The sequence below is a fragment of the Curtobacterium sp. MCPF17_031 genome (assembly GCF_003234035.1).
GTDB lineage: Bacteria > Actinomycetota > Actinomycetes > Actinomycetales > Microbacteriaceae > Curtobacterium.
In genome coordinates, this window is record NZ_QKSG01000007.1 from 48148 (window position 1) to 66685 (window position 18538).

Consider the following 18538-nt stretch of genomic DNA (forward strand, 5'->3'; position numbering starts at 1 on the left):
CGTCGCGTGGCGCAGGTCGCAACGGCGTCCGGTATATCACACGCGACAAGTGTGAGCAGGACTCCTACGCTCAGGGGAGGTCGGGTCCACCGGCTCCAGGACGCAGCGGGAGGGGTAGATGTTCGCACCGCGACCCAGGGCCGGGACGAGGAAGCTGCTCCGCGACGTCGCCCGTGACCGGCTCCGCAGCGAGATCATGAGCGGGCGGCTGCGCCCGGGCGACCGGTTGGACGACGACGAACTGGCCGAGCGGCTCGGGTGCTCCCGGACGCCGGTCCGCGAGGCCCTCGCCGACCTCGACCGCCTGGGGCTGGTCGAGTTCTGCGCGAACCGGTACACGCGGGTCGCCGTCCCGCGGGACGAGGACGTCCTGCCGGCGCTGCAGGCCCTCGGGCTGCTGTTCGGCGGACTGGTGCGCGTCTCCGTCCCGACGCTCAGCGACCAGAACCGCGCCGCGCTGTTCCGACGACTCGGGGTCCTGCTCGACTGCATGCAGACACCGGGCTGGCGGGCGACGGCGGACGCGGCGACCCCGGTCTACCGGACGTTCATCAGCGAATGCCGGAACCCGATGCTGTCGGCGGCGCTCCGCGCGTCACTCGACGGCCTGACCTTCCGGCTGCGCAGCGACCGTCTGCACGAGTCGCTGCCGTGGGAACACATCCGGAACGGCGTCGTCGCGCTCCGGATCGCGGTGGACAGCAGGGACGGTCGACTCGCCGAGCGCGCCACCTGGGCTGTCCACATGCTGCCGGACCCGGACCGCAGCAGCCCGCAGGTCGACGACGGGCAGCGCACCGGAGCAGACCGGACGGACCGCTGACCGTGTGCGGTGAGTGCATGCGAGCGGTGATCGATGCCGTCCGTGCGCGTCGTCCGGGGGCACGGCGAACGCGGTGCGCCCCGTCGGACGAGGCGCCGACCGGCGTCCCGCCGTGCTCGTCGTCCCCCAGCGCACTCCGCGCCCTGCTCGACCCTCCGCCCGACGCCTGACGCCTGACGCCTGACGCCTGACGCCTGACGCCTGAGCAGCAGAACGCCCGGCCGCGGTCGTCGCTCGAGGGCGACGACCGCGGCCGGGGCGTCAGGACGGTCAGCGCTCGGCGACCAACCGCACGCTCGAGGTCGTCGTGTTCGCGCCCTTCGACGTCGCCGTCGCCACGACCACGTGGTCGCGGGCCTCGAGCGCCGGCGTCCGGATGACCCAACGACCGTCGCCGTCGGCCACGGTGTGCCCGAGACCGTCGACGACCCCGCCCTGTTCACCGAGGTCGATCGCAGCTCCCGGCGCGGCCACCCCGGCGATCCGCACCTCCGGCCAGACGGGCGACACGGGGAACCCGTCGCCGGGAGACGTGATGCGCACGGCCGCGCCGTAGTCCAGGCGCACCGGCACGGTGTCGGTGTCCTGGCTGCGGACCCGCTGGACGACCTGGAGCGCGAACACGCCCCCGCGACCCGGAGCCGGCACCGAGACCGTCCAGTTGCCGTCCTCGCCGACCGTGGTGCCGACGACGACACGGGCGCCGTCCCGGACCTCGACCCGGGCGCCCGGCTGCCCTCGTCCCGCCACCGTCGCACGCTCCGAGACGTCCGCCGGGAACTGGGCCGAAGCGGTCAGCGCGGCGATGACCAGCCGGACGTCGACGTCGGCGCTCGCGACCTCTTCGCTGCCCTTCCGAGCGACCAGGTGGACGGGGTTCGTCCCGTTTGCCAGACCGGTGAGACCGAAGTTCCAGGAGCCGGTCGACGAGGGCGTGACCGACCGGGTGACCTCGGTGCCGTCGCGCTTCCAGGTGACCTCCACCGACGTCGTGCCCGCCGGTGCGGTGCCGACGAGGGTCGCGGTGCCGTCCACCACGTCGACGTCCTCCACGGTCGCCTGCAGGCCCGCGCCGGTGACCGTGGTCGTCACGGTCGCGGTCGTGTCGAAGGTGCCCGCGGCGACGGAACCGGCGAGCGTGCCCCGCAGCGAGCTCGTCGTCGTCGTGACGCCGATCGGCGTCTCGATCCGCATCGCGAAGCGGAACTGCTGACCCGCGGCGATCGCCCAGTTCCGGCTGCCGAGGGAGAACGAGTACGTCCTGCCGTCGGCCGAGCGGGATCCGCTGACGAGCGAGTCGCCGCCGAAGTCCTTCCAGGTGGTCCCGTCCCGGTACTGACCGGTCTGCCGGTCCTGGCCCGGCGCGAACGTGGTGCCCTCGGGCGCCGTGAAGACCAGGGTGCCGGTGGGCGTCGTGAAGGCGGACTGCGCGGTGTAGCCCGCGTACACCGTCGTCGTGGCACCGCGCGGCAGGTCCGCCGTGCCGACGTTGCCGGTGATCCGCCCCGGCTTCGCCGGGTCGGTGATCGTCACCGTCACCGACGTCTGGTCCCGGTACTGCCCGTCGACGTACTGCTGGAAGACCAGCGTGTTCTTCCCGACCTGCAGCCCTGTGACGGTCGTCTCCCACGTCCCCGTCCCGGCGTCGCTCGCGGTGGCGACCTGACGGCCGTTCAACCGGATGCTCGCCTTCCCCATCGCCGTTCCGGTGATCCGAGCGGTCCGTCCCACGTCGTCCTTCGACGCGACCTGCGCGGTGATCGCCCGCTGCGGGTACGGCCGCGTGACCGGTGAGCTGCTCACCGTCGCCGAGTTCTTGCACCCGATCAGGCAGGCGTAGGTCCAGAACCGGGGGGTCCGGGTCTCGCCGTACCGCCACCCGGCGAAGGTCGCGGTCGACGTGCCACCGTCCCAGTGGTAGTCACCGCCGACGTTCCCGACGTGGATCTGACAGGTCGTCTCGAACAACCCGCAGCGTGGCTTCCCGGTGACCCGGTAGGTCCGGTCGTCGATCGGCGTCAGGCTGACGCCCGTCGGCGTGTTCGCGACCGTCCTGGTCGATCCCGGCGGCGCCGATGTGGTCGTCGCCGACGCCGGCCCTCCGGCCACCAATGCGGAGACGACGACCGCCGTGGCGGCCATCGCGATGGTCGTGATGCGCATGGACTCCTCCTCGTGTCATGACTCGGTCCGAGCCAGGGCACACCGTAGGGAGGATCAGGATGCGCTACAAATTCGGTATATCACTCAGCGCTGGGGCCGGTAGAGCACGACCGCCGTGTTGCGCTGCGGCCGCATCCCGGCACGGAGCGGCACCGCCGCCCCGGTCGTCGTCGCGGCGAACACCCGAGCGCCCGGACGGCTGATCAACTGGTCGGCGAGGGCGCGCTCGAGCTCCCGGACCCGAGTCCGGAGCGCGCGGTTCTCGTTCTCCAGGTCCAGGACACGCCGGATCCCCTCCAGCGACACCCCCTCGGATCCCAGCCGCGCGATCTCCCGCAGCTGCGCGACGTCCCGCATCGAGTACCGACGGGACCCGCCGCGGGTCCGTCCGGGGACGACCAGGCCGAGCCGGTCGTACTGCCGCAGTGTCTGCGGGTGCATCTCCGCCAACTCGGCGGCGACCGCGATCGCGAAGACGGGCGAGGTCTCGTCCATGTCGGCCATCTGAGCGCTCCTAGCGGGACTGACGGGAGGCTCGGTGCGGGTTCCTGACGGAGCCGCACCGAGCCTCCCGGCCGGGTCTGGTGGTGATGTGGTGCGTGACGCTAGCCGCGCGCCTTGGCGAGCAGGTCCTCGCGCGGGTCTTCGTCGGGCAGGGCTGCGGCGAGGGCGTCGAGCGCCTCGCGCGCCTTGTCCGACAGGTGCGACGGCACCGCGACCTGGACGGTGGCGAGCAGGTCACCCGTGCCGTTCTTGGTCGTGACGCCGCGGCCCTTGACGCGGAGGACCCGTCCGGACGGCGTGCCGGGCGCGACGCGGAGCTTGACCGGCGCGCCACCGAGGGTCGGGACCTCGATCGTCGCGCCGAGCGCGGCCTCCACGAAGGTGACCGGCACGTCGACCCGCAGGTTGAGGCCGTCTCGCTCGAACACCGGGTGCTTCCGCACCGTGACGGTGACCACGAGGTCACCGGCCTCACCGCCGTCGGGGCTCTGCTCACCACGACCGCGCAGCCGGATCTTCTGGCCGTCGGCGACGCCCGCGGGGATGCGGACGTTCACCGGCCGGCCGTTGCCCTGCGCGAGCTTGACGGTGTCACCGGCGACGGCGGTGGCGAGGTCGAGCGTCGTCGTCGCGGTGACGTCGCGCCCCTTCGTCGGGCCGCCGAAGCCACGGAAGCCGCCGGTGTTCTGGCCGAAGCCGCCACCGCCGAACATGCCGCCGAGGATGTCCTCGAAGCCGCCGGCACCGCCGCCGCCCTGACCGAAGCGGACGCGCTGTCCGCCCCCGCCCTGGCCGCCGCCGCCGCCGAACATGCCACCGAAGACGTCCTCGAAGCCGCCCTGGCCGCCCGGTCCGCCCGCCGTGAAGCGGGCCCCGGAACCCATCGCGCGGACCTGGTCGTACTCCTTGCGCTGCTCCTTGTCGGAGAGCACGGAGTACGCCTCGCTGATCTCCTTGAACTTCGACTCGGCAGCAGCGTCACCCGGGTTGGAGTCCGGGTGGTACTGCCGCGCGAGCTTCCGGTAGGTCTTCTTCAGGTCGGCCTCAGAGGCGTCCTTGGACACCCCGAGGACCGCGTAGAAGTCCTTGTCGAACCAGTCCTGACTGGCCACGGCTCACCTCCCCTCTTCCGATGCCGGCCCTCAGGCCGGGACCGCCACGGCGACCTTGGCCGCACGGAGCACACGCTCGCCGAGCTTGTAGCCCGGTTCGACGACGTCCGCGACCGTCTGACCGGTGGCACCCGGTGTCGGGAGCTGGACGATCGCCTCGTGGATGTTCGGGTCGAAGGTCTCGCCCTTCTCACCGATCTGCACGAGCTTGAACCTGTCGAACCCGGCGCGGATCTTCTGGCCGATGACCTGCATGGGGCCCTCGGGCAGGTCCCCGTGCGCCTCGGCGCGGGTCAGGTCGTCGAGCGCGGGGAGGAGTGCACGCACCACCTCGGCGATCGCCACCTCGCGATTGGCCTCACGGTCGCGCTCGACGCGCTTCCGGAAGTTCACCAGCTCCGCCTGTGCACGGAGCATGTCCGCGCGCATCTCGGCGACCAGGTCGCGGTCGGACGGGGACAGGCGGTCCTCGGCGATGCCGGACGCGGCGTCGGCGAGCAGGGCCTCGTCCTCAGGGCTGAGGTCGTCCGCCGGACTCCCGTCTGCCGGGTTCTCGTCCGCCGCGGATGGCGCGTCCGTCGGGACCTCGACGTCGGGGCCCTCGGCCTCGATCAGGTCCTCGGGTGCCGTCGCGTCGGTGACATCGCCCTCGACCTGCGGCTCCTGGGCGTCGTCGACGTTCTCGTCGTGCACGTTGCCGTCAGCGTTGTTGGAGTCAGCCATCGGTTACTTCTTGTCCTTGTCGTCCTCGTCGTCCACGACCTCGGCGTCCACGATGTCCTCGTCGTCACCGGCGGTCTGACCCTCCGCGCCCGCTTCCGGACCGGCAGCGGCGGCCGACTGGTCCTGGGCGTAGATGGCCTGGCCGATCTTGCCCTGCGACTCGTTCAGCTTGTCGAAGGCGGTCTTCACCGCGTCGTCGTCGTCTCCCGCGAGGGCCGACTTCAGCGCGTCGACGTCGGCCTGCACCTCGGACTTGACGTCCGCCGGGAGCTTCTCGTCGTTCTCCTTGATGAGCTTCTCGATCGAGTACGCGAGCTGCTCGGCCTGGTTGCGACGCTCACTGGCTTCGCGGCGGGCCTTGTCCTCGGCGGCGTGCTCCTCGGCCTCGCGGACCATGCGCTCGATGTCCTCCTTCGGCAGCGACGAGCCGCCGGAGATGACCATCGACTGCTCCTTGCCGGTGCCCTTGTCCTTCGCGGACACGTGCACGATGCCGTTGGCGTCGATGTCGAACGTGACCTCGATCTGCGGGATGCCCGCGGGCGCCGGGGCGATGCCGGTCAGCTCGAAGGTGCCGAGCGCCTTGTTGTCGCGCGTGAAGTCGCGCTCGCCCTGGAAGACCTGGATGGCGACCGACGGCTGGTTCGAGTCAGCGGTCGTGAAGGTCTCGCTGCGCTTGGTCGGGATCGCGGTGTTGCGGTCGATGAGCTTCGTCATCAGGCCGCCCTTGGTCTCGATGCCGAGCGAGAGCGGGGTGACGTCGATGAGCAGGACGTCCTTGCGCTCACCCTTGAGGACACCGGCCTGCAGCGCGGCGCCGACGGCGACGACCTCGTCCGGGTTGACGCCCTGGTTCGGCGACTTGCCACCGGTCAGCGACTTGACGACCTCGGCCACGGCGGGCATACGGGTCGAGCCACCGACGAGGACGACGTGCGCGATGTCGTTCACCGACACGCCCGCCTCCTTGATGACGTCGTTGAAGGGCTTCTTCGTGCGGTCGAGCAGGTCGGAGGTCATCTGCTCGAACTGGGCCCGCGAGATGGTCTCGTCGAGGTTCAGCGGGCCGTTCGCCGTGAGGGTGAGGTACGGCAGCTGGATGTTGGCGCTCAGCTGGCTCGACAGTTCCTTCTTCGCCTGCTCGGCGGCTTCCTTCAGACGCTGCTTGGCGATCTTGTCCGTGGACAGGTCGACGCCGTGCTCGTCCTTGAACTTCTTGACCAGGTGATCGACGATGCGCTGGTCCCAGTCGTCGCCGCCCAGGCGGTTGTCGCCCGAGGTCGAGCGGACCTGGATCGTGGAGAAGTCGTCGTCCTTGCCCACCTCGAGCAGGGAGACGTCGAACGTGCCGCCGCCGAGGTCGAAGACCAGGATGAGCTCGTCTTCCTTGCCCTTGTCGAGGCCGTACGCCAGCGCGGCCGCGGTCGGCTCGTTGATGATGCGGAGGACGTTGAGGCCGGCGATCTCGCCGGCGTCCTTCGTGGCCTGGCGCTCGGCGTCGTTGAAGTACGCCGGGACGGTGATGACCGCGTCGGTGACGTCTTCACCGAGGTACTGCTCGGCATCGCGCTTGAGCTTGCCGAGGGTACGGGCCGAGATCTCCTGCGGCGTGTAGCTCTTGCCGTCGATGTCGACCTTCCAGTCGGTACCGATGTGCCGCTTGACACTCGCGATGGTGCGGTCGACGTTCGTGACGGCCTGGCGCTTGGCGGTCTCGCCGACCAGCACCTCGCCGTCCTTCGTGAAGGCGACGATCGACGGCGTGGTGCGGAGGCCCTCGGCGTTCGCGATGACGGTGGGCTCGCCGCCCTCGAGCACGCTGACGACCGAGTTGGTGGTTCCGAGGTCGATTCCTACTGCACGTCCCATGGGGAGGTACTTCCTTTCATTGGGTGCCGGGAGGTCCGACGCGTGGTGCTGACGTCTACAGACTTGCGTCCCTTGGGCTCAACCCTACTCCCGTCGAGAGGCCCGTCAAGTTCCGGAGCTGGAAGTTGCGTCCAAGCGACGCAAGGCGGCTGGGCAGCCCCACATACCGGCCTTCATCAACGTGATATTCTCTATCTGACATTCGCTGCTCCACCGGTGCAGCCCGATCCGAAAGACACCTCACTCTTATGAAAGCATTCCCTCGAGCTGCGGCCGCGACCGGCGTCGCCGCAGCCACCCTCGCCGCCAGCTTGAGTATCGGTCCCGCGGCGTCGGCCGAGTCGAGCAGCGCGTGGAGCAGTCTCGATTCATCAGTCGTTCCGTTCACAGTCGGTCAGACCCAACGAGTGCATGCTGCCTTCCGTATCCACTCGGACAGCCATACGAAGGATCTTCATTGGGAGTTCTCCGCACCCAGCGGAACGCACTTCTCGGCGAACGACGCGATCGGGGGATTCGATCGACCGCTGTCAGGGCATGCGGGGCTCGAGAACTGCACACTGTCCGACCAGGATCGCAAGATGCTGTGCTCGCGCTCCGGCACCGGCACGGGGGGATTCTGGGGCGGCTCGCACACGTGGTACTACTCGCCCTCCCTGACGGTCGACACTCCTGGCCCGAAGCGCTCGGTCATCGTCCGCTTCTCCGGCCAGTCCGCCCCGGCGTACTCCACCAACTGGACGTCTTTCGACGTCTCGTCGTCGGTACCGATCTCGACACCGTTCACCGCGTCGTCGTCCTACGACAAGACCGAGGACTCGTTCACGATCTCCGGCACGACCGAGGGCAACTGGGACATCTGGACCAGCGCGGACAACGGCGCCAAGTGGAAGTGGCTCACCTCGGCCGCAGAGTACAAGTACTCGCGCAAAGCTCCTCGGTCGGACACGGCCGGCAGGACCCTGCGGGTTCGTCAGGCTGCCGATGGCGTGCAGACGACCGTGCCGCTCCACGACCCCGCCCTCACAGAGGTCTCGGTCGGGAAGAAGGGTAGTCAGCGGACCCTCACCACGAACGCGGGCAGCAGTGGCGCGACCATCCACGTGTCCAGGGACGACACCCCGGGGGGCGATTACCAGACACTGACCGCTGGCTCGGACGGCTGGGTCCGCGGAGCTGTCCTCGACCGGGTCCCCTCGACCGCGACCACGGCGACGATCTGGTCTGGTGACCGCGGAGAACGCACCAAGGTCAACCTTCCGCAGGTCCTCAGCGCCAACGCATTCGACGCCGACGTCGAGAAGGGCACGGCGCGCCTGAGCGGGTACGTTCCGACGGACGCGAACCTCGTCGAGATCCGGTGGGGTACGACGACCAAGGCCTTCGCTCCAGGCGCGGACGGCTCGTTCACCTTCACACTCGACAAGCTCGCTCTCGGATCGAACGCAGTACAGATCCGTGCGCTCAAGGGCGGCACCGAACTCGGTGAGTTGGAACTCGATGTCGCGCTCAAGGTCCAGGACGTCACTGCGAAGCACACCTTCGATCTCGAGAACCCCGAGAAGACCGTACAGATCAGCGGCACTGCAACGCCGGGCACCAAGGTCGAGGTGCGCCGCGGCAACAGTGTCGTGGGCTACGACACCGTCAAGGGCGGGGGCGAGTGGAGCACCACGGTCAATGCCCCGAACATGACCGGTGTCGACACCCTCGACGTCGTGCAGGTCGTCCGTGGCCAGGACAACGGTCACACGGAACTGAAGGTCGACTACGGCGCGGGCACGACGATCACGTCGCCGGCAGACGACTTCGTGCTCGAACCGGGCAGCACGCTCCTGCTCACCGGTGTGTCGCAGCAGAACTCGCTGATCAGGGTCTACGAGAAGGGCAAGCAGGGCACGATCCTCGGGTCGATGCAGGCCGACAAGGACAACGGCAGCTGGGGCATCCCGATCGACGGCCTCGAGGATCGTGAGTACAAGCTCGTCGTCGCCACGACGAGTAAGGGCTACAACCGCACCACTGTCGAGATCACGGTGAACCCGGGCAAGTCCTCGAACGGCGGCGTCGCGGCCGATGGCGTCGGGTTCGACCTGTCGATGGAGGTCGGCGAGACGAAGGACCTCTACGTCGGCCTCAAAGCGACCGACTCGCTCACGTCGCTGCAGGACACCACGTTCAAGGTGACTGCGCCTGCCGGGACGAAGTTCGTCGACGGCACCTCGAAGAGCCAGTACCTCGACCCCAACGGGCAGTGGAAGAGCGACGGCAATGCCACCGCGACCGTCACGGTGCAGGACGGCGGCGCGAAGGCCGTCGTCACGCTGAACACCAAGCACGGCTGGACACGGGGCACGGGACAGCAGGCCCGCTGGAGCCTGCCGATCGAGGGCACGGCTGCTGGCACCGGTGACGCCACGTTCACCGTGAGCGGTACGAGCAACCGCGGCGCGTTCACCGCGTCCGGCACGTCGGCCGTCAGCGTGGTCGAGCAGCCAACGGTCACGTTCCCGAATGTACCGGTCGCCGCTCCCGGCACAACGACAGACTGGGTCGATGGTTCCATGTCGAGCAACGCCGCGGGTGAGCTTGAGCTGAAGGCACCCGCGGGCACGACGATCGTCGAAGCACGAGGGTTGGGTGTGGGCAGCGGATCCACGATCGTCGGGCAGATCCGCGACGGCGGGAAGCGCGCGTTCTTCTCGGGTGACAACACATGGGCTGATGACTTCCGGAAGATCCAGTTCAAGCTGCGCGTGAACGACGACGCGGCGCCGGACACGACGATCACTGGTGGAACTGCGACCATCAAGAAGGCCGGGCAGGAGGACGTGGCTGCGGAAGGGACGTTCTCCGTCCAGACCGGTGCGAAGGTGACGTTCGACGTGCCAGCGACTTCGGCCGGATCGACGACCGACTGGGTGTCAGGGTCGATCTCCTCCAAGAAGCAGGGCGAGGTCACGCTCCACGCTCCTGAGGGCACGAAGTTCGTCGCGGCTCAGGGAGCCGGTGGCAGCGGCGCCGTGGTGTCCGGTTCAGTCGCAAAGGACGGGAAGACGGCAACCATCGCCGGAGACCAGACCTGGGAGGACACGTTCCGGAAGATCCAGTTCAAGCTGCAGGTCCTCGAGGGCCAGAAGGGCGGCGCCGAGCTGACCGGCGGCAGCGTCGACATCGTGGCGGAGGGCACCACCCCGGTCATCGGCCACGGTGACATCACCGTGGCGGTCGCACCGGCACCGGTCGAGAACGGCGGCGTCAAGACCGACGCACTCGGCTTCGACGCATCGATGCAGGTCGGCGAGACCAAGGACCTCTACGTCGGCCTCGAAGCGACCGACTCGCTCACGTCGCTGCAGGACACCACGTTCAAGGTCACTGCGCCTGCCGGGACGAAGTTCGTCGACGGCACCTCGAAGAGCCAGTACCTCGAACCCAACGGGCAGTGGAAGAGCGACGGCAATGCCACCGCGACCGTCACGGTGCAGGACGGCGGCGCGAAGGCCGTCGTCACGCTGAACACCAAGCACGGCTGGACACAGGACACGGGACAGCAGGCCCGCTGGAGCCTGCCGATCGAGGGCACGGCTGCTGGCACCGGTGACGCCACGTTCACCGTGAGCGGTACGAGCAACCGCGGCGCGTTCACCGCGTCCGGCACGTCGGCCGTCAGCGTGGTCGATTCAGCGAAGCCGGCGACGCCGGCGAACGTCGAGGGGTACTTCCCCGAGAACGTGAAGCAGTGGGCCCACATCAAGGGCTCCGGCGTCACCGCGAACGCGGCGATCACCATCTCCAACAGCAACGGCGTCGTCACGACCGGCAATGCCAACGCCTCCGGCGCGTTCGACCTCTCCGTCAACCCCTCCAAGGTCGGCTGGGGCGACCAGGCCTTCACCGTCACCCAGACCACCGACGGCAAGACCTCCGACCCCGCCAACGTGACCCTGCAGTACGCACCGAACACCGCACCCACGTTCACCTCCCCGGCGAACCTGGACACGATCATCAACACCGGACAAACCTTCACCGGCACCGGTGTCGACGGCGCACTGATCGGCCTCAAGGGCGCCGGGATCAGCACCGAACTGGCGACCACGACGCTCAACGGCACCACGAACTGGTCCCTGCAGGCTGATCCCGCCATCACCCTCCCGATCGGCTCCTACCAGCTGTTCGCGAACCAGCACACCAAGGGCGGCAAGTTCAACAACGCCCCGATCATCGTCACCGTGAAGGACGCCAAGCCGGCGACGCCGGCCAACGTCGAGGGGTACTTCCCCACGAACGTGAAGCAGTGGGCCCACATCAAGGGCTCCGGCGTCACCGCGAACGCGGCGATCACCATCTCCAACAGCAACGGCGTCGTCACGACCGGCAAGGCCAACGCCTCCGGCGCGTTCGACCTCTCCGTCAACCCCTCCAAGGTCGGCTGGGGCGACCAGGCCTTCACCGTCACCCAGACCACCGACGGCAAGACCTCCGACCCCGCCAACGTGACCCTGCAGTACGCACCGAACACCGCACCCACGGTGCTCACCCCGACACCGGGGAGCCAGATCGCCGCGAAGGGTCAGACGTTCACCGGCATCGCAGTGGACGGAGCGCTGCTCGCACTGCACGGCTCGGGCATCACCGCGGACCTCGCCACGACGACGCTCAGCGGCACGACCGACTGGTCGATGACTGCTGACCCGGACGTGGCACTCCCCGCCGGCAGCTACCAGCTGTTCGTGCAGCAGTTCACCAAGGGCGGCAAGTTCAACCAGCAGCAGCTGGCCGTCAACGTGGCCCCCTGACCTGAGCTGAGCTGACCCGACACTCCCCCGGTCCGGGCGGGACGTCCGAGCGACGTCCCGCCCGGACCAACACACGACGACCGACCAGACCCGAAGGGCCATCATGTCGACCCGGATCCTGACCACGACCGCTCTCACCCTCGCCCTCGCCGCCGCGCTCACCGGCTGTTCCGGGAGCAACGCCACATCGGAGACGGGCCCCACCCGCACGCCGACTCCGACCGACATCACCACGGCCCCGCCGCCCGAGCTCGAGAAGGCCACGGTGCGCTGCTCCGACGGGGTAGCCCGAGTGGCTGACCTCAACAACAAGGAGGTCAGCGTTCCCGACTGCGCGAAGGTCGTGATCACGACCTCGAACGCTCGCATCGTCATGGCCGACGCCGACGAACTCCGCGTGACCGGCGCGATCAACAGCATCACCGCGAAGGACGTCGCGTCCATCACCGTGACCGGGGACGCCAACGAGATCACGACGACCTCCACGCCGGAGATCGATGACTCCGGAGCGAAGAACGTCGTGAACCGCTGAGCTCCCTACACGAGAAGGGGCCCCGATCGTTCTGGCGATCGGGGCCCCTTCTCGTGTACTGAGCAGTCACGGGGCTGCTCCCCGGCACTTCGAGATGTCAGGGACGTGGAGCGACCGCGTGGAGCAGCGCGACCACACGCTTCAGAGCGTCGTCCACGGTGTGGGCCATGTCGGCGAAGTCGCTGGCATCACCCCGGACCGGATCCGTGATGTCCACGGCTCCCCGAGCGGCCAGGCGGAACCGTCCCACGACGTCGTCGAGGGACATCCCGTGCAACGGGACGTCGCTCTCGGTCGCCGCTTGGGCCACCTGAGCGAACTCGCCCAGGGTGTAGGTCCTCCGGAGGGCACCGGGAACGAGCGCGAGTACGTCGCGCCGGTGTCCGCGTTCCATCGTCAGCACGACATCCACGCTGCGGATGAGCGCCGCGTCGATCCGTCGGGACCGGTGAGCATCGAGCTGTGCCACGCTCCGCGGTTCGACGACGAAGCGGCGGAGCTGTTCGTGTGCCCCGGCGCCGAGCGGTGCCCTCGTCCCGGCGCTGAGTGGAACGGCCGGAGTGTCGTCCCTCGCGGACCAGAGCTCGGAGAACGCCACCGTGGCGTACGGGGAGCGGCAGATGTTCCCCTCGCAGACGAACAGCACCCGGGGCGGCACAGCGGGCGTCATCGTCTTCCCTCGACCGCCGCACGCCGCGCCCGCCGCGGGCTCTCGCTCTGCGGACGAGCAGTGGCGTAGTAGGAGTACGACTCCGGTCGGTGCCCGACACGGACACGGTTGGCGACGACGCCGAGCACTCGAGCCCCGACCGCGTCGACCTTGCTGACTGCCCGCCCGATGTCGCCCATCTTCACCCGGCCGTCGACCGAGGCGACGAACAGCACGCCCGACGCCGAGGCCCCCAGCACTGCTGGGTCCGTGACGGGAAGCGCGGGCGGTGCGTCGATGATCACGTAGTCGAACGACACCGACGCCGTCTGGACCACGAGCTGCATCTGCCGGGAGCTGAGGAGCTCGCTCGGGTTCGGCGGCACCTGGCCGGAGGTGAGGACGCGGAGGCCGCCTTCTCCGACCACCTGGATCGCGTCGTCGAGTTCGACCTGGTGGGCGAGCACGGTGGACAGGCCGACGCTGCCTTCGATGCCCAGGATGTCGGCAACGGACGGCCGCCGGAGATCGGCGTCCACGAGCAGCGTCCGGTGGCCGTTCTGCGCCAGCATGAGCGCCAGGTTGGAGGCGGTGGTCGACTTCCCCTCGCCGGCGAGCGAACTCGTGACCACGATGACCTGACAGTCGCCGTCGAGGTTCGTGAAGGTCAGGTGCGTGCGCAGCTGGCGGTAGGCCTCGGCTGTGCTGGAGAACTGCCCTCCGCTGCTGGTGAGGGCGATGGTGGCGATGTCGTCGGAGACCGGGATCTCCGCGAGGACGCTCTTCCCCGATGCGGACGCCACCTGGTCGACGCTCCGCACCTTCGTGTCCATCGTCTCGCGGAGCAGGGCGCTGCCGATGCCGAGGGCGAGACCGATGAGGGCGCCGACTGCGATGTCCACCGGCACGCGGGGTGAGGCCGGCGCGGTCGGCACTTCGGCCTTCTGATACACGCTCAACTTCACCAGCGATTCGCCGAGTGCATCCGTCTTCTCGAGGTCCCCCACGAGCTCGATGGTCTGCGCGGCGATCGCGTCCGCGAGCGCGGCGGCCTTCTCGGGGTCGGGCTGCGTCGCCGCGATCGACATGATGACGGTGTCGGCATTCGTCGTGGTCCGCACGGCCCGCTCGAGTTCGGACGGAGCAGCTTCGACTCCTGCTTCCCGAGCAGCGGCGCGGAGGATCGCGGTCGAGGTCGAGAGCTTCGCGTACGACGCCACGCGGGACTCGGAGAACGACCCACCCTGACTCAGGTCACTCGCGGTCGAACCGCCGTCCACCGAGACGAACATCTGCGCCTCGGCGCGGTACAGCGGCGTCGCGAGGAGCGACAGCGTCACCCCGCCCGTCACGCCCAGCAACGTGAGCATGGTCAGCAACCAATGCCGTCGTCGGATGACGGCCAGGAACTGTGCGAGCGACATGACGATTCCTTCGGGAAGGGGCTTGAGGGGCTGATATACAAACGATAGTATATCCCAAACAGTTGAAAGGAAAAGATGACGATCCTCGGCGCCGTCCTCATCGGCAGCGCGCTCCTCGGCGTGCTGCTCCGCCGGCGCGCCCTCGTCGCGGTCGCTCTCGGTTGCGCCGCCGGGCTCCCTTCCTCGGCCGGGCTCGTGGTCGGCCAGCCGGTGCCGATCTTCGTGTGTGTCGGAGCCGTCGCCGGCGTCGCCTTCCTCGTGGAACCACGTCGGGCGGGCCCGACGCCCGTCCTCACCGTGCTGGTCGGATTCGCGGTGTGGTCGCTCACGTGGACCGTCATGGCGCCCTGGGTGTTCGCGGGCGTCCCGGTGCTCACGCCCCGGGGCGGTGTCGAGCGCCAGCTCTCGGCGCTCACACCACTCGGCTACACGACGACCAACTTCGCGCAGTCGCTGATCCTCGCCAGTGCACTGGGCGCAGCAGCCTTCCTCATCCGCTCCCGGACCGCTCCGCTCGCACTGACCGTCACCACGTGGGTCGGCGTGGGCGGCAGCCTCGTGCGGAGCGCCCTGCGGCAGGCGGGGCTCGACGTCCTGGCACCCTTCCTCGACACGTTGCAGACCTACTACGCCGACACCGACAGCAGGTGGCGTGGCGTCTTCAACGAGCCGAGCGAGCTCGCGGCCTTCGCGACCGGGGTCGCGGCGTACGCCACCGCACGAGCGCTCCTCGCGGACCGTTCCGCGACGAGGGTCGCCTGCTCAGCACTCGCCGTCGGTGCCGGGACGCTGCTCCTGGGTTCGGCCTCGGGCACAGCCCTCGTCACGACGGGCATCGTCGCGGGGACTGCACTGATCGTGCTCGTCGCGCGTTTCGCCGCGAACGGCGGCCGCGGTGCGCCGTGGGTCGTCCTCGGGCTGCTGGCTGTCCTCATCACCGCGATGACGATGGGCACAGACCTGATCGAGCCGGCCGTGGAGTTGGCCACCGGCAAGCTCGGGAGCCAGTCCCAGCTGGCACGGAGCGGTGCGGACGGGGTCGGCCTCGAGGTCTTCTGGGACACCGGCGGCCTCGGGGCGGGTCTCGGCGGGAACCGCGCGTCCTCGTTCGTGGTCACCCTGCTCTCGACCGTGGGCGTCGTGGGAACCGCGCTCTTCTCGTTCGCCGTCTTCCGCACCGTCCGCACCGGCCTGCGGTCGCGCGTGACCGTACCGGCCGCCGTCGGCCTCCTGGCACTCCTGGTGGCGAAGACCGTGGCCATCCCTGACCTGGGCACCCCGCTCCTCTGGATCCTCCTCTGCGCCAGCCTGAGCGCGGGTGCCAGCAAGAACAGGAGAACGAGCGGCGACGGATCGGCAGCGTCCGCACACCCGTCACCGCCCCTCCGCGACGACGTCCCACCGTTCCACCGTTCCGCCCAGCAAGGAAGTCCGACATGAACCGACCCATCGACAAGGCGGCACCGATCGATCCCGCGACCACCGTGCGGTTCACCGGCGTCCAGGCGCTGCGGTTCCTCGCCGCGATGCTCGTCGTGGTGTCACACGTCCCGATCTACGTCCAGGAGCGCCTCCACGAGGACGTCCCCCGATTCCCCGTGGGCGTCGCGGGTGTCGCCGTCTTCTTCGCCATCAGCGGCTTCGTCGCGGTCATCGTGACGTCCCGTGACGACGTCCGTCCGGGCAGGTTCCTCCTCCGGCGCGCAGCCCGCATCGTGCCGCTCGCCTGGGCGATGACCACGATCAAGCTGCTCCTCGTCGTGATCGACCCCTCGTCGCTCGTGCGCGCTGCCGTCGACCCGTGGTACATCGTGGCGAGCTACCTCTTCCTCCCTGCACGAGGCGCCGACGGCCTGGTGCAACCGCTGTACACCGTGCAGTGGACGCTCTCGCACGAGTTGCTCTTCTACGTCGTCGTCGCCGGCGCACTGGCCCTGCGGACCAGACCCGCGACCCTCGTGCCAGTGGTCCTGGCCGTGCTCGCACTGCTCTCCGTCGCACGTCCGGACCCGTGGCCAGCGTGGCAGTTCCACGCGGACCCGATCGTCCTGTGCTTCGTCGCAGGGATGGCCGTCGGACAGTGGACCTGCGACCGTCGCCGTGGTCCGCTCGTCGTCCGGCTGCTCGGCGCGCTGATGTGCTGGGTCGTCGTCGAGGGCATCAGCGGCGCGCCCGTCGCTCACGCGCTGCTCCTGCCGGTCGCGACCACTGCGATCCTCGCGGCCGTGGTCGCGGAGACCTGGTGGCGGCGTCTGGTGGGTCGGCGGTTGCTGCTCCTCGGAGACGCGTCGTACGCGCTCTACCTGACACACCCGGTCGTCGTACCGGTCTTGATCGCCGCGTTGACACGCCTACCGATGCTCGCAGACCCCGCACGCTGGCCAGTCGTCGGGCTGCTCGCCGCGTGCGGGTCCGTCTTGGCGTCGGTGGCCGTCTGGAAGTGGGTCGACCGCCCGTTGCTGCGCCTGTCGCAGCGCCTCACGCAGCGACGGGAACCGGAAGTCACCGCTACCGGCGGCGGCGGGATCCTCGACGGCGCCCACCGGGATCGGACCGGGTGACACCGCACCGGGCGGTGGGAATCACGTTGTCCGTCCGGGTGAGGCGGCTCTTCCTCGTGGACGCCGCACGCCGCGGACGTCGCGGGCCGCCGAGACCTGGCGCGACGCCCGCAGGACCACGTCGGGGACGTGGCCGAGGCGTCGGGAGCAGGACGGGCCTCCAGGACGGGCCGGGAGGCGTCCGCCGCGACGCGTCAGATCGCGTTGGCCTTCGCGACGCCGCCGTACCAGTGCGCGCTCGGCTTCGGCGTCCGTTCGAACGTCTCCCGGTCCCAGGCGACGAGCCCGAAGGTGGGCCGGAACCCGGAGGCCCACTCGTAGTTGTCGAGGAGCGACCAGTGCTGGTAGCCGAGGACCTCGATGCCGTCCTCGATGCAGCGGTGGATGCCCTCGAGTGCACCCTGCGTGTAGGCGATCCGGCGGGTGTCGTCCGCGGTCGCGATGCCGTTCTCGGTCACCATCGCGGGGACGTGGCCGGACAGCTCCCACGCGCTGCGGATGCCGTCAGCGGCGGCCTCCGGGTAGAACTCCCACCCGGTCAGCGTCGTCTCGACATCGTCCTCGACCGGCAACGGACCGGAGGGTCCGACGAACGTGCGCGTGTACGCCTGCACGCCGACGAAGTCGTCGCCGGCAGCCGCTTCGAGGTACCAGTCGTCGCGCGGGTACCCGTACTCGCGGAGCATCTCCTCGGACCCGGGCTCGCCGGAGGGCTTGAACGCCTGGGTCGCGATGGTCCACCCGGACTGGAGGCCCGACACCTGTCCCAGGACATCGCGCGACCGCCGGTGGCTGGCCAGCAGCGCGTCGGCGACGCCGAGGTCCGGGTTCGGCAGCCCGTAGGCGACGAGGTTCCGGGCGTCCTCGCCGCCGGCGAGCATCGCCGCGATGTTCGGCTCGTTGATCGTGCACACGTAGCGGACGCCGTCCTGGACGACGGGGAGCGCGGCCTCGGTGTACCGGGCGAACAGGTCGGCGGCGTCGGGGGCGCGCCAGAAGCCGTCCCGCTCGAACCAGCGCGGCACGGTGAAGTGCATGAGGGTGACGATCGGCTCGATGCCGAACTCGTGGCAGGCCTCGACCATGCGGCGGTAGTGGTCGACCTCGGCGCGGCTGACGAACCCGCGCTCGGGCTCGATGCGGGACCACTCGATGCTGAACCGGTAGGAGTTCAGGCCGAGGTCGGCGGCGATCCGGATGTCCTCGCGGTAGCGGTGGTAGCTGTCCGCCGCGTCGCCGGAGGGCTCGACGATCGTGGTGTCCGGCTCGTGCTCGTGCACCCACCAGTTGCTGTTGACGTTGTTGCCCTCGATCTGGTGGGCGGCGGTGGCGGCACCCCAGAGGAAGCCGTCGGGGAAGTGCAGCGTGGTGATGATGGT

Annotated in this window: 13 protein-coding genes; 5 read left to right on the forward strand and 8 right to left on the reverse strand. The window is 69.4% G+C overall.

All coding sequences use genetic code 11. The features are described 5' to 3' along the window. Window positions 1–118 precede the first annotated feature (118 nt). Window positions 119–823: a GntR family transcriptional regulator gene (locus tag DEJ31_RS11060; protein WP_111077470.1), complete on the forward strand. Its 705-nt coding sequence runs from the start codon at window positions 119–121 to the stop codon at window positions 821–823. Window positions 824–1093: 270 nt separating this feature from the next. On the opposite strand, the gene DEJ31_RS11065 is transcribed toward DEJ31_RS11060, so the two are convergent. The 5 genes from DEJ31_RS11065 to dnaK all read right to left on the reverse strand — a co-directional run bounded on the left by DEJ31_RS11065 (window position 1094) and on the right by dnaK (window position 7194). Continuing rightward, a complete protein-coding gene (locus DEJ31_RS11065; protein ID WP_111121871.1) occupies window positions 1094–2986 on the reverse strand; it encodes a hypothetical protein in 1893 nt (630 codons plus the stop codon). 84 nt (window positions 2987–3070) lie between these two features. Then, on the reverse strand, window positions 3071–3481 hold the full coding sequence (locus DEJ31_RS11070; RefSeq protein WP_110903820.1) for a heat shock protein transcriptional repressor HspR: 411 nt from the start codon (window positions 3479–3481) through the stop codon (window positions 3071–3073). A 110-nt stretch (window positions 3482–3591) separates the two neighbouring features. Next, a complete protein-coding gene (locus DEJ31_RS11075) occupies window positions 3592–4602 on the reverse strand; it encodes a DnaJ C-terminal domain-containing protein (RefSeq protein ID WP_111121872.1) in 1011 nt (336 codons plus the stop codon). 30 nt (window positions 4603–4632) lie between these two features. After that, complete coding sequence (locus DEJ31_RS17610; RefSeq protein ID WP_258366270.1) at window positions 4633–5325, reverse strand: nucleotide exchange factor GrpE; 693 nt, start codon at window positions 5323–5325, stop codon at window positions 4633–4635. Window positions 5326–5328: 3 nt separating this feature from the next. Continuing rightward, window positions 5329–7194: a molecular chaperone DnaK gene (dnaK, locus tag DEJ31_RS11085; RefSeq protein WP_110903752.1), complete on the reverse strand. Its 1866-nt coding sequence runs from the start codon at window positions 7192–7194 to the stop codon at window positions 5329–5331. 581 nt (window positions 7195–7775) lie between these two features. On the opposite strand from dnaK, the gene DEJ31_RS11090 reads away from it, so the two are divergent. Both DEJ31_RS11090 and DEJ31_RS11095 read left to right on the forward strand, forming a co-directional pair. Continuing rightward, window positions 7776–11993, forward strand: coding sequence for a hypothetical protein (locus DEJ31_RS11090; RefSeq protein WP_111121873.1), 4218 nt, complete (start codon window positions 7776–7778; stop codon window positions 11991–11993). Between the two features lie 103 nt (window positions 11994–12096). After that, window positions 12097–12525, forward strand: a complete 429-nt coding sequence (locus tag DEJ31_RS11095) for a DUF3060 domain-containing protein (protein WP_111121874.1) — start codon at window positions 12097–12099, stop codon at window positions 12523–12525. Window positions 12526–12622: 97 nt separating this feature from the next. Here the strand turns inward: DEJ31_RS11095 and DEJ31_RS11100 are convergent, their stop codons facing one another. Continuing rightward, the gene (locus DEJ31_RS11100; RefSeq protein ID WP_111121875.1) at window positions 12623–13195 is read right to left on the reverse strand and encodes a hypothetical protein; all 573 of its coding nucleotides are present in this window, start codon (window positions 13193–13195) and stop codon (window positions 12623–12625) included. After that, window positions 13192–14598, reverse strand: a complete 1407-nt coding sequence (locus tag DEJ31_RS11105; protein WP_110903756.1) for a polysaccharide biosynthesis tyrosine autokinase — start codon at window positions 14596–14598, stop codon at window positions 13192–13194. Before DEJ31_RS11105 ends, DEJ31_RS11100 begins: the two co-directional genes overlap by 4 nt. A 75-nt stretch (window positions 14599–14673) precedes the next feature. On the opposite strand from DEJ31_RS11105, the gene DEJ31_RS11110 reads away from it, so the two are divergent. Together DEJ31_RS11110 and DEJ31_RS11115 are read left to right on the forward strand one after the other, a co-directional pair. Beyond that, entirely contained in the window at window positions 14674–16038 is a 1365-nt protein-coding gene (locus DEJ31_RS11110; protein WP_110903757.1) for a hypothetical protein, read from the forward strand. Next, window positions 16035–17159 carry an acyltransferase gene (locus DEJ31_RS11115; RefSeq protein WP_110903758.1) on the forward strand — a complete coding sequence of 375 codons (1125 nt, stop codon included), beginning with the start codon at window positions 16035–16037 and terminating at the stop codon, window positions 17157–17159. Before DEJ31_RS11110 ends, DEJ31_RS11115 begins: the two co-directional genes overlap by 4 nt. A 194-nt stretch (window positions 17160–17353) precedes the next feature. Here DEJ31_RS11115 and DEJ31_RS11120 read toward each other — a convergent pair whose 3' ends face one another. After that, entirely contained in the window at window positions 17354–18535 is a 1182-nt protein-coding gene (locus DEJ31_RS11120; protein WP_375537625.1) for a glycoside hydrolase family 1 protein, read from the reverse strand. Between the last annotated feature and the right edge of the window lie 3 nt (window positions 18536–18538).

What these genes read in the sequence shown, in the direction of transcription:
- DEJ31_RS11060 (WP_111077470.1), top strand. Translation starts at nt 119, where the DNA reads ATGTTCGCACCGCGACCCAGGGCCGGGACGAGGAAGCTGCTCCGCGAC.
- DEJ31_RS11065 (WP_111121871.1), bottom strand. Translation starts at nt 2,986, where the DNA reads ATGCGCATCACGACCATCGCGATGGCCGCCACGGCGGTCGTCGTCTCC.
- DEJ31_RS11070 (WP_110903820.1), bottom strand. Translation starts at nt 3,481, where the DNA reads ATGGACGAGACCTCGCCCGTCTTCGCGATCGCGGTCGCCGCCGAGTTG.
- DEJ31_RS17610 (WP_258366270.1), bottom strand. Translation starts at nt 5,325, where the DNA reads ATGGCTGACTCCAACAACGCTGACGGCAACGTGCACGACGAGAACGTC.
- dnaK (WP_110903752.1), bottom strand. Translation starts at nt 7,194, where the DNA reads ATGGGACGTGCAGTAGGAATCGACCTCGGAACCACCAACTCGGTCGTC.
- DEJ31_RS11090 (WP_111121873.1), top strand. Translation starts at nt 7,776, where the DNA reads ATGCTGTGCTCGCGCTCCGGCACCGGCACGGGGGGATTCTGGGGCGGC.
- DEJ31_RS11095 (WP_111121874.1), top strand. Translation starts at nt 12,097, where the DNA reads ATGTCGACCCGGATCCTGACCACGACCGCTCTCACCCTCGCCCTCGCC.
- DEJ31_RS11100 (WP_111121875.1), bottom strand. Translation starts at nt 13,195, where the DNA reads ATGACGCCCGCTGTGCCGCCCCGGGTGCTGTTCGTCTGCGAGGGGAAC.
- DEJ31_RS11105 (WP_110903756.1), bottom strand. Translation starts at nt 14,598, where the DNA reads ATGTCGCTCGCACAGTTCCTGGCCGTCATCCGACGACGGCATTGGTTG.
- DEJ31_RS11110 (WP_110903757.1), top strand. Translation starts at nt 14,674, where the DNA reads ATGACGATCCTCGGCGCCGTCCTCATCGGCAGCGCGCTCCTCGGCGTG.
- DEJ31_RS11115 (WP_110903758.1), top strand. Translation starts at nt 16,035, where the DNA reads ATGAACCGACCCATCGACAAGGCGGCACCGATCGATCCCGCGACCACC.